The 15,499-nt window shown below is 58.7% G+C and carries 14 protein-coding genes; 8 read left to right on the forward strand and 6 right to left on the reverse strand.

Going from position 1 to position 15,499, the window contains the following annotated elements; translation table 11 throughout:
- The gene (locus ACR0AA_RS05450; RefSeq protein ID WP_480662013.1) at positions 1–1,167 is read right to left on the reverse strand and encodes a pyridoxal phosphate-dependent aminotransferase; all 1,167 of its coding nucleotides are present in this window, start codon (positions 1,165–1,167) and stop codon (positions 1–3) included.
- Between the two features lie 96 nt (positions 1,168–1,263).
- Between ACR0AA_RS05450 and ACR0AA_RS05455 the strand changes: the two genes are divergently transcribed.
- Positions 1,264–2,154 (forward strand): LysR substrate-binding domain-containing protein, encoded by an 891-nt coding sequence (locus ACR0AA_RS05455; protein WP_480662011.1) that lies wholly within the window; start codon positions 1,264–1,266, stop codon positions 2,152–2,154.
- Positions 2,155–2,320: 166 nt separating this feature from the next.
- On the opposite strand, the gene ACR0AA_RS05460 is transcribed toward ACR0AA_RS05455, so the two are convergent.
- Positions 2,321–3,478: an acyl-CoA dehydrogenase family protein gene (locus ACR0AA_RS05460; protein ID WP_480662009.1), complete on the reverse strand. Its 1,158-nt coding sequence runs from the start codon at positions 3,476–3,478 to the stop codon at positions 2,321–2,323.
- Positions 3,479–3,601: 123 nt separating this feature from the next.
- A complete protein-coding gene (locus ACR0AA_RS05465; protein ID WP_480662007.1) occupies positions 3,602–4,168 on the reverse strand; it encodes a TetR/AcrR family transcriptional regulator in 567 nt (188 codons plus the stop codon).
- 302 nt (positions 4,169–4,470) lie between these two features.
- Here ACR0AA_RS05465 and ACR0AA_RS05470 point away from each other — a divergent pair, with 302 nt between their 5' ends.
- From ACR0AA_RS05470 to ACR0AA_RS05495, 6 genes are all read left to right on the forward strand, one after another.
- Positions 4,471–4,935 carry a nuclear transport factor 2 family protein gene (locus ACR0AA_RS05470; RefSeq protein ID WP_480662005.1) on the forward strand — a complete coding sequence of 155 codons (465 nt, stop codon included), beginning with the start codon at positions 4,471–4,473 and terminating at the stop codon, positions 4,933–4,935.
- 11 nt (positions 4,936–4,946) lie between these two features.
- Positions 4,947–5,567, forward strand: a complete 621-nt coding sequence (locus ACR0AA_RS05475) for a pyridoxamine 5'-phosphate oxidase family protein (protein ID WP_480755608.1) — start codon at positions 4,947–4,949, stop codon at positions 5,565–5,567.
- 309 nt (positions 5,568–5,876) lie between these two features.
- Positions 5,877–8,357 (forward strand): heavy metal translocating P-type ATPase, encoded by a 2,481-nt coding sequence (locus ACR0AA_RS05480; protein WP_480755609.1) that lies wholly within the window; start codon positions 5,877–5,879, stop codon positions 8,355–8,357.
- A complete protein-coding gene (cueR, locus tag ACR0AA_RS05485) occupies positions 8,354–8,743 on the forward strand; it encodes a Cu(I)-responsive transcriptional regulator (RefSeq protein ID WP_480661999.1) in 390 nt (129 codons plus the stop codon). The genes ACR0AA_RS05480 and cueR overlap by 4 nt, the downstream gene beginning before the upstream one ends.
- 97 nt (positions 8,744–8,840) lie before the next feature.
- The gene (locus ACR0AA_RS05490; RefSeq protein WP_480661997.1) at positions 8,841–9,713 is read left to right on the forward strand and encodes an NAD(P)-dependent oxidoreductase; all 873 of its coding nucleotides are present in this window, start codon (positions 8,841–8,843) and stop codon (positions 9,711–9,713) included.
- Positions 9,714–9,724: 11 nt separating this feature from the next.
- The gene (locus ACR0AA_RS05495; RefSeq protein ID WP_480661995.1) at positions 9,725–12,790 is read left to right on the forward strand and encodes an aminotransferase class III-fold pyridoxal phosphate-dependent enzyme; all 3,066 of its coding nucleotides are present in this window, start codon (positions 9,725–9,727) and stop codon (positions 12,788–12,790) included.
- 52 nt (positions 12,791–12,842) lie between these two features.
- Here the strand turns inward: ACR0AA_RS05495 and ACR0AA_RS05500 are convergent, their stop codons facing one another.
- Together ACR0AA_RS05500 and hemP are read right to left on the reverse strand one after the other, a co-directional pair.
- The gene (locus tag ACR0AA_RS05500) at positions 12,843–13,319 is read right to left on the reverse strand and encodes a hypothetical protein (RefSeq protein ID WP_480661993.1); all 477 of its coding nucleotides are present in this window, start codon (positions 13,317–13,319) and stop codon (positions 12,843–12,845) included.
- Positions 13,316–13,483 carry a hemin uptake protein HemP gene (gene hemP, locus ACR0AA_RS05505; protein ID WP_239342994.1) on the reverse strand — a complete coding sequence of 56 codons (168 nt, stop codon included), beginning with the start codon at positions 13,481–13,483 and terminating at the stop codon, positions 13,316–13,318. The genes ACR0AA_RS05500 and hemP overlap by 4 nt, the downstream gene beginning before the upstream one ends.
- Before the next feature lie 225 nt (positions 13,484–13,708).
- On the opposite strand from hemP, the gene gph reads away from it, so the two are divergent.
- Positions 13,709–14,383 carry a phosphoglycolate phosphatase gene (gene gph / locus ACR0AA_RS05510; RefSeq protein WP_480755610.1) on the forward strand — a complete coding sequence of 225 codons (675 nt, stop codon included), beginning with the start codon at positions 13,709–13,711 and terminating at the stop codon, positions 14,381–14,383.
- Between the two features lie 358 nt (positions 14,384–14,741).
- On the opposite strand, the gene ACR0AA_RS05515 is transcribed toward gph, so the two are convergent.
- The gene (locus tag ACR0AA_RS05515; RefSeq protein ID WP_480755611.1) at positions 14,742–15,497 is read right to left on the reverse strand and encodes an ABC transporter ATP-binding protein; all 756 of its coding nucleotides are present in this window, start codon (positions 15,495–15,497) and stop codon (positions 14,742–14,744) included.
- Positions 15,498–15,499 lie beyond the last annotated feature (2 nt).

Below are 15,499 nucleotides of genomic sequence, written 5' to 3' on the forward strand. Positions count from 1 at the left end.
TTACAGTTTGGCGGTGGCGTCCGCGATACGGCGCACCCCTTCTTGCAGGCTTTCAGTGGCATAGGCAAAAGAAAGGCGCAGATGTCCAGGCATCCCGAACGCGCGCCCGGGCACAAGCGCCACACCCGCCTCATCAAGCAGATAGCGGCAGAATTCGTGATCTACGGGCATTTTCTCAGGCGTTTTGGGAAAGACATAGAACGCACCGTCTGGAACAGCACATTCCAGCCCCGCGGCATTCAGCCCCTCGGCAACAAGATCCCGACGCGCCTGCATCGCGTGGCGACGTTCCTTCAGAACCTCCTGCGGACCGGTTATCGCCTCCAAAGCAGCCGCTTGCGCGATTGAACACGCACCAGAGGTGATTTGTCCCTGCACCGCGATCATCGCCTTGATCAATGCGGCGGGCCCGATGCCCCACCCAATACGCCAGCCCGTCATGGAATAGGCCTTGGATACGCCGTTCACGATCAAGGTTCGGTCCGCCAACTCGGGGACGGCCTGCACAAACGGTGTGAACGGGACGTAAGAAAGGTGCCGGTAAATCTCGTCTGAAATCACCCAAACCTTCGGGTGCTTTTGCAAGACCGCACCCAGCGTCCGCAGTTCCGCCTGCGTGTAGACTGCCCCGGTGGGATTCGACGGCGTATTCAGCAGCAGCCACCGCGTGCGCGGGGTAATCGCGGCCTCCAGTTGTTCCGGCGTCAGTTTAAAACCCTGCGAGGCCGGGCAGCTCAGCACAACAGGAACTCCACCTGCCAGCCTGACCATATCCGCATAGCTTGTCCAGAACGGCGCGGCCGTAATCACCTCATCGCCGGGGTTCAGAGTCGCCACCATCGCGCCTGACAGAACCTGCTTGGCACCTGTCGACACGATCACGTTTTCTGACTGCACGTGAGCCTGGGATGCAATAGCCGCGCGGAGCGTCTGCGTTCCAGCCGTTGCAGGGTAACGCGTCTGGCCCTCAATCGCCGCGCGGTGGGCAGCCTCAACTACATGCGGTGGCGTCGGAAAATCGGGTTCCCCCGTGCTGAGCGCAATCACATCCACGCCTTGCGCGCGAAGACGAGCTGCCTGTTCCGATATCCTGACGATTTCCGATAGCTCAATCCCTTTCAGCCGTTCCGAAGGCTGAAACTCTTCAATGCTGCTCACAAGTGTCATCGGTCACATCCGAACTGTTGGGGTCTATGTCTGTATCGGGCTGGCAGGCGGCAATTGCCAGTGATATTCCGTGTGAAAGGTATGAGGATTAGTCATATGATAGCGCCACGTCGGTTCCTGCCCTCAATCCCCTCACTGCTGGCCCTTGAAGCAGTTGACCGCCTCGGTAGTGCCTCGGCGGCAGCGGAAGAATTGTCGCTAACCCAAAGTGCGATCAGCCGGCAGCTCAAGTCCATGGAGGAACAGCTGGGTGTCGCGCTTATTCAACGCAACCAAATGAGATTGCACCTGACACCGGCAGCAAAAGACTATGTTCAGGTCGCCCGCACGGCGTTGAACCAACTGGCGCAGGCATCCCTAAAGTTAAAGGCCAACCCAACCGGCGGATCGCTGAACCTGTCGATCCTGCCCGCATTTGGAATGCACTGGCTGGCCCCGCGACTGCAAGACTTTGCGCGCCGCCATCCGGAAGTGACCGTGAACCTGAGCACGTGCCTCAAGCCGTTCGATTTCGAGGCTGAGCACTTTGACGCCGCCATTCACTTTGGTCAGAAGGATTGGGCGGGGGTGAACTACCTTTCGATCATGCGCGAAGGCGTACTACCGGTATGCGCGCCGGACCTTCTGCCCGCTGAGCGGCAGGATTTGAGCTGGCTGATGAAAGCGCCCCTCCTGCACCTGGAAACCAGACCAGATGCGTGGGAACGATGGTTTGCCGCTCAGGGGCACGACGCATCGGGGATGCGCGGAATGCTTTTTGACCAATTCTCGACCATGGTACAGGCTACTATCCACGGCTTGGGCGTGGCGCTTCTGCCCAGCTATCTCATCGAAGAAGACCTGAAAACCGGCAGGCTGGTTCCGGCCTGGGAAGGGCCACGCGTTAGCCTTGGAGAGTTCTTTTTGGTCTGGCCAACCGCGCGACCGGAATCCGAGCCGCTGAAATCATTTCGATTGTGGCTCCAAGACCAAGTCGGGCAAACCTGACGGCAATCCCAATACCAGCCCCTCACCCTGCGCGGCCTTCGGCCGTGCGTCCTGCGGACGGCGGGAAGTGCCAGGCAGGCGCGGGCTGCGCCCGCGTCTGCCTGGCCCAACGGAAGGAGACGTTTTGCAAAAAACGTTGACGACGGGCGGGAGATCCGTCGGTGCCTTATTTGTCCAGAGAACGGGCGATCAGTTCCTTCATGATTTCGTTGGTGCCCCCATAGATCATTTGGACGCGCGCATCCGCATAGAGGCGGGCGATCGGGTATTCCATCATGAACCCGTAGCCACCGAACAGCTGAAGACACTCGTGCATGATCTCGTTCTGCACTTCGGATCCCCAGTATTTCACCATCGAGGCTTTCGCCGCATCCAAAGTACCCGCCTGTAGCTGAGCGATGCAATCGTTGACGAAGCTGCGCAGAACTTCGGCCTTGGTCTTGCACTCGGCCAGTTTGAAACGCGTGTTCTGGAAATCCATCACACGTTGACCAAAGGCCTTGCGTTCCTGCGTGTAACGCACGGTCTCGGATATCGCGAAATCGATCGCACCCAGAGCCATGATGCCGATTGTCAGACGCTCCCACGGCAACTGCTTCATCATCTGATAGAAGCCTTGGCCTTCCTCCGGGCCGAGCAGGTTGGTCATGGGTACTTTGACATCTTCAAAGAACAGTTCGGCCGTGTCATTGGCTTTCATGCCGAGTTTCTTGAGGTTGCGCCCGCGGCGGAATCCTTCCGCTCCCTCGGTTTCGACGGCGATCAGGGACACGCCCTTGGACCCCATCGTTTTGTCGGTCTTGGCAGCCACCAGAATTAGGTCTGCAGACTGCCCGTTGGTGATGAAGATCTTGGACCCGTTCAGACGATAGGAATTCCCATCTTTGTCTGCCGTCGTGCGAATGGACTGCACGTCAGATCCGGTCCCCGGTTCGGTCATGGCCAACGCGCCAACCAGTTCTCCTGATGCCAGACGGGGTAACCACTTCTGTTTCTGGTCCTCGCTACCATAGGCGGTCAAGTAGTGGACAACGATCGATTGAATCCCAAAACCCCAGCCCGAGTCCCCACGCGCGGATTGCTCGTACAGCGTGACCGCGTCGAAACCGATCCCACCGCCTACGCCGCCATATTCCTCAGGGATTGCGCCAGCCATCAGCCCCATGTCGCCGGCCTTGTTCCAGAACTCGCGGTCGACCACGCCATTCTCGTTCCAACGCTCGATATTGGGCACAAGCTCGTCGTCCATGAACCGGTTCGCCATTTCGGCGAACATCTGGTGTTCCTCGGTGACCCAATTGGCTGTGGAGGTGAAAAGCGACATGTAGGTTTCTCCCGACTCAGATTTCGGTCAGGGTAACTTTGGACACCCCGCAAACCAACCCATCCAACGGATTGCAACGCAACGTCTTTTCCGCCCGGATTCCAGATTTTGCAGGCTGTAACCTTACCGAGCCAAGGCGTTTTCCACCAAAATCCGCGCCGCTGCCTTGGCGTCTTGCGCTGGATCACAACTTTTGACCAGAACCGCGGTGACGATCGCGCCCTCTTGCAACAACAACAACTGGCACCCCAGTGTATTGGGGTCACGCGCGCCCGCCTTACGAGCCAAATCGGTGAAAAACTCCAGCAGCACTCGCTTGTGTTCAGCCGCCTGCGCATGGATCGGGTGATCCTTGTCCTGGTATTCGGCTCCGGCCTTAATGAACATGCAACCGCGAAAGCCGTCCTCCTCAAACCATTCGCCAAGCGCATCAAAACTGGCAATCAGCTGCTCGGCCGGGGAATCCGCAAGCTCTTCGACCCGGCGAAGAAACCAGTTGCGGAAATTCTCATCTCGCAGACGCAAGGCGGCCAAGATTAGTTCTTCCTTGGTACGAAAGTGCTTGTACATCGACGTTTTGGACACGCCTGTCTCAGCCACCAGCTTGTCCATACCGGTGGCGTGAAACCCGTCACGATAAAAGACCTGCAGAGCCTTTCGGACCAGCTCGTCACGTTTGTTTGGGCGCATTTTCTGGCTCCTACGCGTACTGATCGGTACATAATGTGCTTTAGCGGCTTCTGCAACACTGTCGGCTCAACCTTTTGTTTTTGCTGTACCATCCGAAGATCCATCAACTGAGAGGCCAAATATCTTCAGTTTGGCACTTGAAAAAGTTTACCGTTCAGTACACATATGTGCAAAGATGTACCGATCAGTAAACCCCGGAGCAATCATATGCGACGCCGCGCCAGACCCTTTCCATCTCAGTACGTCCCCTTGCTTTTGACCATCGCCCTGATTGCAGCCTCATTGACGTGAAAGACCCGCAAATGAACCGCCCTCCTCTGCCCCCATTCACGCTGGAAACCGCAACACAGAAAGTGCGCATGGCGGAAAACGCCTGGAATAGCCGCAACGCGGATGTCGTGACCCCGGCCTATACCGACGACAGTCAGTGGCGAAATCGGGCCGAATTTCTGAGCGGGCACGAAGACATCCACGCATTTCTGACACGCAAATGGCGCAAGGAACTGGACTATCGGCTCATCAAGGAGTTGTGGGCCCATTCAGGTGACCGCATCGCGGTACGTTATGCCTATGAATGGCGCGACGACAGCGGTCAGTGGTTCCGATCCTATGGCAACGAAAACTGGAAGTTTGCCGAAGACGGCCGAATGGCTGAACGGCACGCGTCATTGAACGACTTGCCGATATCCGAAGACGAACGCCTGTTTTTCTGGCCCCAAGGCCCCCGCCCCGACGACCACCCCGGCTTGTCCGAACTGGGACTTTGAAAGGACATCTCATGCCCCGCGCCTTTTCCGAACTGACATTCACCCCCACCGTTCGCGCGCATCAGGAACGGATGGGATCGGCCAATACCTACGCCAAATTCATTGAGGGAGGCCCGCAGCAGGGTCATGAAATCGGTGAAGCCGAAAAGGCGTTTATCCAAGCGCGGGACGGGTTTTACCAATCTACCGTTTCTGAGACCGGCTGGCCCTATGTTCAGTATCGCGGTGGCCCGGTAGGCTTTCTCAAGGTTCTGGGGCCGAAAACAATCGGGTACGCCGATTTTTCAGGCAACAAACAATACATCTCGCGCGGGAATTTGGACGGAAATGACCGGATCGCGATGATCCTGATGGATTACGCCAATCAGCGTCGTCTGAAAATTCTGGGCCGGGTCGAGTTCACAGAAGGTGAGACCGCCGCGGCCAGTCTTTACCCTGAAGGCGCCGAAGCCCCAGCCGAACGCGCCGTCATCATCCGGGTCGAGGGGTTGGACTGGAATTGCCCGCGCCACATCACACCTCGCTTTACCGAAGCGGAACTGCGCCCCCATCTCAACACGCTGGGACAGCAATTGGCCCAACTTCAGGCTGAAAACGAAAAGTTAAAGCAAGAGCTGGCAAGACTGTCCTGATCCCACCCGGCCGGTGACGGATGAACAGTTGTGAACAAGGATATTCTCAATGAAGCGTTCCACTTTGAGTGTCGCCAGCTATATCCTCATCGGCTTTGCGCTTACGATAACTGCCTTTACGCTTGGTTTTTTCGCCTCACCCCAAGCGGTTAGAACTTCACCCACTGTCCACAACGTACTGTTGCTGGAAAAACTTGCGAACAGATGACAGCCTCTAAGGGTACTTTAAAGAAAACTCACGATGCCCCTTGACCTTCCCGTGACTGGAACCCCCATTTGAAGGGCAGAAGACACATTAGGGTGAGTCGAATGACTGGGCCGATCACAACTCAATTGAAAATTTCGGGCATGTCCTGTGCGTCCTGTGTGGGACGGGTGGAAACTGCGTTGCGCTCCGTTCCCGGAGTGGCCGATGCATCGGTCAATTTCGCGACGGAAACTGCGCAGGTTACGCATGCGGGGTCGGTTAACGCGCTGACCGACGCCCTGATCAACGCGGGGTATCCGGCAGCAAGCAAGCAGACGACCCTGAAAATCGGTGGGATGAACTGCGCTTCGTGTGTGGCGAAGATCGAAAAGGCGCTGACCGCGGACCCCGCTGTCATCGATGCCAAGGTCAACCTTGCCACCGAAAGCGCAGTTGTTACGTTTATCGACGGTGCGACGGATCCCCAGAAGCTGGCGGAATTGTCCAATCAGGCTGGATACCCGGCGCGTGTGGCAAGCGGCGTTGCCGAAGATCAAGCGGATCATGCCAAAACCGAAGAGGCGCATGCCCTGACACGCGCGACGATCTTTGCTGCAGTTCTTGCCCTGCCTGTATTCATTCTGGAAATGGGCGGGCACATGATCCCGGCCTTCCACCACTGGGTTCATGCCACGATCGGCACGCAAACCAGCTATCTGATCCAATTCGCGCTGACCTCGGTCATTCTGTTTGGCCCTGGGCGCGTGTTTTACCTCAAGGGCATTCCTTCTCTGTTGCGTGGTTCGCCGGACATGAACGCTCTGGTCGCGCTGGGGACCGGAGCGGCTTACTTATTTTCGCTGATCGCAACTTTTGCGCCGCAGGTCCTGCCGCAAGGAAGCGCCAATGTGTATTACGAGGCTGCATCGGTCATTGTCGTCCTCATCCTTTTGGGCCGCGTCATGGAGGCGCGCGCCAAAGGCCGGACCGGAGCCGCAATTCGCAAACTGGTCGGACTACAGCCGAAAACGGCGCGGGTCGAGCAGGACGGCACATTCATTGACCGCCCGATCGCCGACATTGTTGTGGGAGATGTTCTGCAAATCCGCCCGGGTGAGCGCGTTCCGGTAGATGCCGAGGTGCTGGATGGTACGTCTTATGTAGATGAAAGCATGATCACCGGGGAGCCTGTGCCGGTTGGCAAGTCGCCCTCGGATCAGGTTGTTGGCGGCACCGTGAACGGCACTGGCGCGTTGCGTATCCGTGCGACACGCGTTGGGGCAGACACGGTTCTGGCCCAGGTCATTCATATGGTCGAACAGGCGCAAGGAGCAAAGCTGCCGATCCAGGGACTGGTCGACCGGATAACCGCAAAGTTCGTCCCAACTGTGATTTTCGTGGCCTTGCTGACTATCGCTATATGGCTGATCTTTGGCCCGGATCCGGCTTTGCCGCTGGCACTGGTCACCGGCGTCTCGGTCCTGATTATTGCCTGCCCCTGTGCCATGGGTTTGGCCACGCCGACTTCGATCATGGTGGGGACCGGCCGCGCAGCAGAGTTGGGAGTGCTGTTCCGCAAAGGCGATGCCTTGCAGCAATTGCAGCAGGCTCAGGTTGTTGCGCTGGACAAGACCGGAACGCTGACTCTGGGACGACCAGAATTGGAGCACGTGACTACGACAAACGGGTTTGACCACAACGATGTTCTACGTCTGGCTGCGGCGGTTGAGTCTCGCTCGGAGCATCCAATTGCCACGGCAATCACTCGCGCGGGGCCGACAGAGCTGCCAGAGTTATCGGATTTTGAATCCCTGACCGGATTGGGCGTTCGCGCCGTTGTCGAGGGACGCAAAGTCCTGATCGGGTCGCCCCGCTTGATGGAACAAAAAGGCGTCGACCTGACAGATCTGTCTGCCGATGCCGACCAACGCGCAGCCGAAGGCGCAACCCCATTGTTCGTCGCAATCGATGGACAAGCCGCAGCGATGCTAGCAGTCTCCGATCCGATCAAACCCGGCACGGAACAGGCGCTGGAACGCTTGCACGCAATGGGACTGGCGCTGGCAATGGTAACTGGTGACAATGCCCGCACGGCGCAGGCTCTGGCCGACAAGCTGGGCATCGACCATGTCACGGCAGAGGTGCTGCCGGATGGCAAGCTGGCTGCGATCAATGATTTGCGCGAACAGTTTGGTACGCTTGCCTTTGTCGGGGATGGCATAAACGACGCCCCGGCGTTGGCGGCAGCGGATGTCGGTATCGCAATCGGGACCGGAACCGACGTGGCAATTGAGACCGCTGATGTGGTGCTGATGTCCGGCGATTTGCGCGGTGTGGCCAATGCCGTCGAAATCAGCCGCAGGACCATGCGCAACATCAAGCAGAACCTCGGCTGGGCCTTTGGCTATAACATTCTGCTGATCCCTGTTGCCGCCGGTGTTCTCTACCCCTTCAGTGGACATCTTCTGTCCCCGGCCCTCGCCGCCGGTGCAATGGCCCTGTCCAGCGTCTTTGTCGTCTCGAATGCGCTGCGCCTGCGCCGCGTTCGGGCCACCTTGCCGGAGGGCACGGACGGCCACTCAACCCAAATGGTGACGTCATGAATATCGGAGATGTGGCAATTCAGACCGGCCTGCCGGCTAAGACGATCCGGTATTATGAAGATATCGGATTGGTCAAACCCCTGCGCGATGACAATGGGTACCGCAGGTTCCGCAGCCAGGATGTGCACAAGCTGAACTTTCTGGGTCGGGCACGCGCGCTGGGGTTTACCATCGAAGATTGCCGCACCCTGATGGCGCTTTACGAGGATGAAACCCGCGCCAGCGCCGATGTCAAAAAGGTGGCACGCGCGCATATGGCCCAAATCGAAGCCAAGATTGCCGATCTCAATGCGATGCGAGACACGCTTGGCCACCTTATTGACGCCTGTGCGGGAGATGACCGGCCCGATTGCCCGATCCTGCAGGATTTAGGCGGCAAGGCGTGACGCGGGGTTGCCCTTTGGGCGCAGCTTTGCTTTGTCTCTGCTAAACATTCCGGCCTGCTGAACCAGACGGGCGCCGGACAGCAGAGAGGATCACCAAATGGCAAATATTGCTTTCCTGGGCCTGGGCGTCATGGGCTATCCCATGGCTGGCCATCTAAAAGCCGCGGGTCACGACGTCACTGTCTACAACCGCACCGCGGCCAAGGCCGAAGCCTGGGTTGCCGAACACGGTGGCGCAATGGCGACCACGCCGCGCGAGGCTGCCAAGGGGGCAGAGTTCGTCATGGCATGTGTTGGGAATGACGACGACCTGCGCATGGTCTGCACCGGCGAAGATGGCGCTTTCCACGGCATGTCCGACGGCGCGATTTTTGTCGATCACACGACTGTTTCCGCCAAAGTGACCAGTGAGCTTTATGAGGCTGGCAAGGCTGCAGGTACCGCGTTTGTGGATGCACCGATTTCGGGTGGACAGGCAGGGGCAGAGAACGGCGTTTTGTCGATCATGTGCGGCGGAGATCAGGCGGCCTATGACGCAGCTGAACCGGTGATGCAGGTCTACTCAAAAATCTGCCGCCGTATCGGTGACAGCGGCGCCGGTCAGATGACCAAGATGTGCAACCAGATTGCTATTGCCGGTCTGGTTCAGGGCCTCAGTGAAGCGCTGCACTTTGCCGAGAAAGCGGGGCTGGACGGGCGTTCCGTCGTCGAAGTGATCAGTCAGGGCGCGGCAGGCAGCTGGCAGATGGCGAACCGGTACGAAACCATGCTGGACGACCATTTCGACCACGGGTTTGCGGTAGACTGGATGCGCAAGGATCTGGGCATCTGTCTGGATACGGCCAATGAAACCGGCGCCTCGCTTCCGGTCACTGCGCTGGTCGACCAGTTCTACAAGGACGTTCAGAAACTGGGCGGCGGGCGCTGGGATACATCTGCACTGTTCAAACGTCTTCGCGCACAGGACTAAGGTTCGCACACATGGCTGAATTGACGGATTTCTGGGCTCGTTCCCTGCGCACCCACTGGGGGCTTGAGGCCAAATTGACCCGGCTGGACGGCGAATATGACCTCAACTTTCTGGTCAAGGCCACCAATGGTCAGGACTATGTGCTCAAGGTGATGCGCGCAGGCTGCGAAGCCGAGTTCATCGACCTGCAGGTCAAGGCGCTGGAACACATCGCCGCCGAAGCACCCGGGCTGCCCTTTCCCGGTGTAATCGCGGATATCAGTGGCGCGCTTCTGCCCGAAATCGCGGATCAGGACGGCCAACTCCGGCTGGCTTGGCTGCTCGAATGCCTGCCGGGCCAATGCTATGCCAAGGCCGCGCCAAAATCCGAAGAACTAATCATGAAGCTGGGCCGCGTTCTGGGCGCAACCGACCGGGCATTGGAGCGGTTTGCCCACAATGGATTGCACCGCCCGGATTTCAAATGGGACCTCACGCAGGCGGACTGGATCGCGGACAAGCTGGACGCCATCGTCGATCCAGCGCGGCAGTCCCTGTTGACAGAGATCTGCACGGATTTCGATGCGATCTCGGACCGTCTGGCTGGCCTGCCAAAACAGGCAATCCACAATGACGCCAACGACTATAACATCCTGGTCGAGGGCGAGTTGGGGCAGCGCCAGACTGTCTCGGGTCTGATTGACTTGGGCGATATGTGCGCTGCTCCGCGCATCTGTGATCTGGCGATTGCCGCCGCATACATCGTTCTGGACCATCCAAAACCCGAACGCGCGCTGACGGCGCTGGTCCGCGGTTATCATGCCGCCAACCGGTTGCGTGCTGACGAGGTTGATCTGATCTGGCCGCTGCTGCGGATGCGTCTCGCGGTGTCCGTGGTGAACTCGACCCTGATGGCCGCCGAAAATCCGGATGATTCTTACGTGACAATCAGCCAGGCACCCGCATGGCGGTTCCTTGAGGGCGATGCGGTCAATGGCGGCCTGATGTCCGCTCGGTTGCGCGCGGCCTGCGGACTACCGGTGACGGACGGAGCGGAACGCATCCACGCCTATCTGTCCGAACATCGCGGTCAGTTCGCCGAGATGTTTGGTCAGGACCTGAGCGACGTTCCGATGGGATCACTGTCAGTCGAGAACTCGACCTGGCCTCAGAACCCGTTCCACATGCCGCTGGACGAAGCCGCGCGCGTCGGTGGGGAGTTTGGGGAAGGCTTCTGGCTGGGCTATTACAACGAACCCCGCCTGATCTATGCCGAGCCTGCGTTCCGCAAGGGGCCGTGGAAGGCCTCTGACCGGCGGACGGTGCATTTGGCTGTGGATGTATTCGCACCGGCGGGGAGCATCCTGCATGCGCCAATGAGCGGCCGGGTCGAGGCGGTCGAAAACCGGGACGCGCATCTGGACTATGGCGGCGTGGTAATCCTGCACCACGAAACACCCGAAGGCGATCCGTTTTATACGCTGTACGGCCATCTGGACCCCGAAGTCTGCGACAGGCTTAAACCCGGCGATCCTGTAGCGCAGGGCGCAGCCTTCGCGCGGCTGGGGGATGCCACGCAAAACGGCGGCTGGGCCCCGCATGTGCACTTCCAACTGGCTCTGACAACTGACGGCATGCAGAACGACTGGCCCGGTGTCGGTGGCCCGGATGAGATGGAGTTGTGGCACGCCGTCTGCCCGAACCCTGCGGCCCTTCTGAACCTGCCGGACGACAAGGTGTTCTATCGCCCGACCGACAAGCAGGCGATCCTGCAAGGGCGGCACGACCATTTCGGCGGGAACCTGAGTCTGACTTATGACGACCCGGTCATGTTGGTCCGCGGCTGGAAACATCACCTGTTCGACGAATGGGGTCGCCCTTACCTGGACGCCTATAACAACGTCCCGCATGTAGGCCATGCGCATCCGCGCATACAAGCCGTGGCAGCGGATCAGTTGAAGCGGATGAACTCGAACACCCGCTACCTTCATCCGGCGCAAACAGCGTTTGCCGACAAGATCCTGTCCAAGCTGCCCGATCGTTTCGAGGTCTGCTTCTTTGTAAACTCGGGCACCGAGGCAAACGAACTGGCGCTGCGGCTGGCCCGGGCTCATACCGGAGCCAAGGGCATTGTGACGCCGGATCATGGCTATCACGGAAATACGAACGCAGCCGTGGCGATCTCGGCTTACAAGTTCAACAAGCCGGGCGGGATCGGTCAGGCCGATTGGGTTGAACTGGTTGAAGTCGCCGACGACTATCGCGGTTCGTTCCAGCGCGACGATCCTGATCGGGCGCAGAAGTTCGCCGATCTGGTTGATCCGGCTATTGCCGCGCTACAGGACAAGGGCCAAGGGCTGGCCGGGTTCATTGCCGAAACCTTCCCATCCGTGGGCGGCCAGATCATTCCGCCCAAAGGATATCTGCCTGCCGTCTATGAGAAAATCCGCGCCGCAGGCGGTGTTTGCATTGCGGATGAAGTGCAGACCGGCCTCGGTCGCCTAGGTGATTACTATTTCGGCTTTGAGCATCAGGGCGCGCTGCCGGATATCGTGGTCATGGGCAAGCCAATCGGCAACGGCCATCCGCTGGGCGTGCTGGTCACAACCAAAGCCATCGCGGAGAGCTTCAACAACGGGATCGAGTTCTTCTCGACCTTCGGCGGCTCGACCCTGTCCTGTCGGATCGGCAAAGAGGTCCTGGACATCGTCGATGATGAGGGTTTGCAGGACAATGCCCGCATCATGGGTGCGCGGTTGATGGATGGGTTGCGTCAGATCGAAGCCGACTTTGCATGCGTCGGAGACGTGCGCGGCATGGGCCTTTTCCTGGGCGTGGAACTGATCAACCCGGATGAGTCCGAGGGCACCGAGATCTGCAAATACGTCAAGAACCGGATGCGGGACCACCGCATATTGATCGGCAGTGAAGGTCCAAAGGACAACATCCTGAAAATTCGCCCGCCTTTGACTATCGAAGCCGAAGATGTCGACATGATCCTATGGGCCCTGCGGGATGTGCTTTCCGAGGTCGGCGACTTTACCCCTGCCCCGATTTGCGATCACGATCATCACCACGCAGGCTGCGGGTGCTGCTGAAATGACAAAACCCCGGTTCGAAGGAACCGGGGTTTTGAAGCCTGCTGGCTGCCTAGTGCAGCACGGCAGAGGGGGATTGATGCCCGGTCGTTGGCAAAGGCACCGAAGCGGTCATGCGGCGCAACACCATGCCAAGCTCTTCTGACAACGACGCCAGAGCGGGGGCGTAATCAGGCCGCACGATCAGCGATGCCATCATCATGGCGTCTTCGCGCGCGCCTTCTGAGGCTGCAGCGATCATTTGCGCAAAGCAATTCTCATCCGCGCCAAGGCAGGAACAGCCCAGTCCGTGCCGGATCAAAGGGCGGCGGCCATGATTGGCGCAAAGCCCGCACAGACGATCCAGCGTCAGCATCGCTGCACATCCCTGCTCTAGGCCCAACGCGATTTCAAAGTCGCTGGCCGCGTCCGACCGGGCCTGAGTGCTTTCGTTCCACAAACGCAGGTACATCACAGCGCCGGCTTCGATCGGGCTGAGGTCGGACAATCGCCCGACAGTCGCCCCGCCGCGTGAGGGTCGCGTGCTCATTTCGTCAGGATGAGCTTACCTGCGCGCGTGATACGCAGGGTGTAGAGTTGGTCGCCCAATTCGATATGAGCCAGGTTGCCGCCTTTGGTCAGGTCTTCAGCCTTGTGGGACGGTAGCATGGACACCGCGTAGGATTGGCTGGGATTCGGGTTCTGCACGTTCATCAGGACAACTCCAGTGGGTTCTCGGGCGAAAGGCCTTAATCTGCTTGCGTTTTCGACGATCTGGCTAGCCCGAATTGGGTTGGCTGAGGGGGCCTTGGCGTTAATCTGATTAAATTACTCAGGTATGTCAAGCCCTCTTCCTGCAACACCCCCGAACCGCGTGATTGCGCCGGGAAATCAAGCGCGTTAGGTCTGGCTCATGATCACCTACCTACGAGGAACGCAATGACGGCAACCATCATGTTCGATCTGGACGGAACCCTTGTAGACAGCCTTCCGGATATCGCTGCAGCCGCGAACAGGACACTGCTGGATATCGGCATCGCCCCCTTGCCGGAAAGCACGATCAAACAGTTTGTCGGCAATGGCCTACCAAAGCTTGTCGAACGCGTGATCCGTCATCATGACCTGCCGATTGAGCGCCACGGGGAACTGACCAAGCTGACCCTGGCCCATTACTCAGCCGCGTCCAGCGACAAAACGATTCCCTACCCCGGCGTTCCGCAGGCGCTGACTCAGCTGCGCGAAATGGGCTGCGTTCTTGGCATTTGCACAAACAAACCCGAGGCCCCGGCACGGCACGTTTTGGAGGCGCTGGACCTGTCGCACTACTTCGATGCGGTGATTGGCGGTGATACGCTGGCCAAACGCAAGCCCGACCCGGCGCATCTGGAGGCCAGTTTCCAAGCGGTCACGCCTTCCGGACCACGCCTGTTTGTTGGAGACAGCGAAGTGGATGCCGAAACAGCACAGCGAGCAAATGTTCCTTTCCTGCTGTTTTCCGAGGGCTATCGAAAAACACCGATCAAAGAAATTCCGCACATGTTCACCTATTATGACACGCGAAATCTGCCTGCACTTGTCATCCAGGCCGTGCAGAGATTGGTATCGGAACCCTGAGGGCCTTCGGGACGATCAAACTGTTAAGAGGGGGCCGGTTATTGAGGGGCCGGCCGAGGGGGTAAGTAGCCAGCCCCTCATCGGGGAAAAGTGGTATTGTCCGCGGTAATTCCTTGGATGATTCAAAGTTAACGAACCGCCTCGATTTTAGGAATTGGGGGTTTCCCGTAGACCTAGCGAACCAATTGAAATTGGGTTCATTTTTTTTACTTTTTTTGAAATTTCAGCGGAAAATCTGCCAACCGGATCGGATAGCCGAGGAACTTCGGGAGCCTACAGATGAAAAAACGGGGTGGAAAATCCACCCCGCATATCTGCATTCCAGAACTGCGCCTTCGATCGACCTCCCGATCGGGTATCAGATCGCCAGATACTCTTCGCGCAGCTGCGCGTTATCCAGCACTTCGCTGGCCGAGCCGTCGAATACGATACTCCCGGTATCAAGGATGATCGCGCGATCGGCCAGTTCAAGCGCGCGAACGGCGTTCTGCTCGACGATAATGGTTGTCATGCCCTGCTGCTTGACGTGAATCAGCGTCTTTTCGATCTCGTCCACAATCACCGGCGCCAAGCCCTCATAAGGTTCATCCAGCAACAGCACCTTGATATCCCGCGCCAGCGCACGGGCAATCGACAGCATCTGCTGTTCGCCGCCTGAAAGCGTCACGCCCTCCTGCTTGCGGCGATCGCCCAGTCTTGGGAACAACTCATATATCCGCTCAAGCGACCAGCCGACCGGCGGCGCTATCTGAGCGAGCTGCAGGTTTTCCTCGACGGTCAGACCGGGAATGATCCGCCGGTCCTCGGGCACCAGCCCCAACCCTGCGGCAGCGGCCTCATAGCTCGTCATTTTGTGCAGCGGCTGGTGATCCAACCAAATCTCGCCATGGCGCACCTCGGGCTCCGCGACGCGGGCAATGGACCGCAGAGTCGATGTTTTGCCCGCCCCGTTGCGGCCTAGCAGGGCAAGAATTTCGCCTTCGTGCACGTTAAAGCTGACGCCCTGCACGATGTAGCTTTCGCCGTAGTAGGAATGCATATCCCACACTGACAGAAACGCGGGCGCGGTGCTGGCCATGTTGGCGTTTTTTGAAAAGTCAGGTTTCTCGTTCATAG

Source organism: Ruegeria sp. CE8, assembly GCF_056537465.1.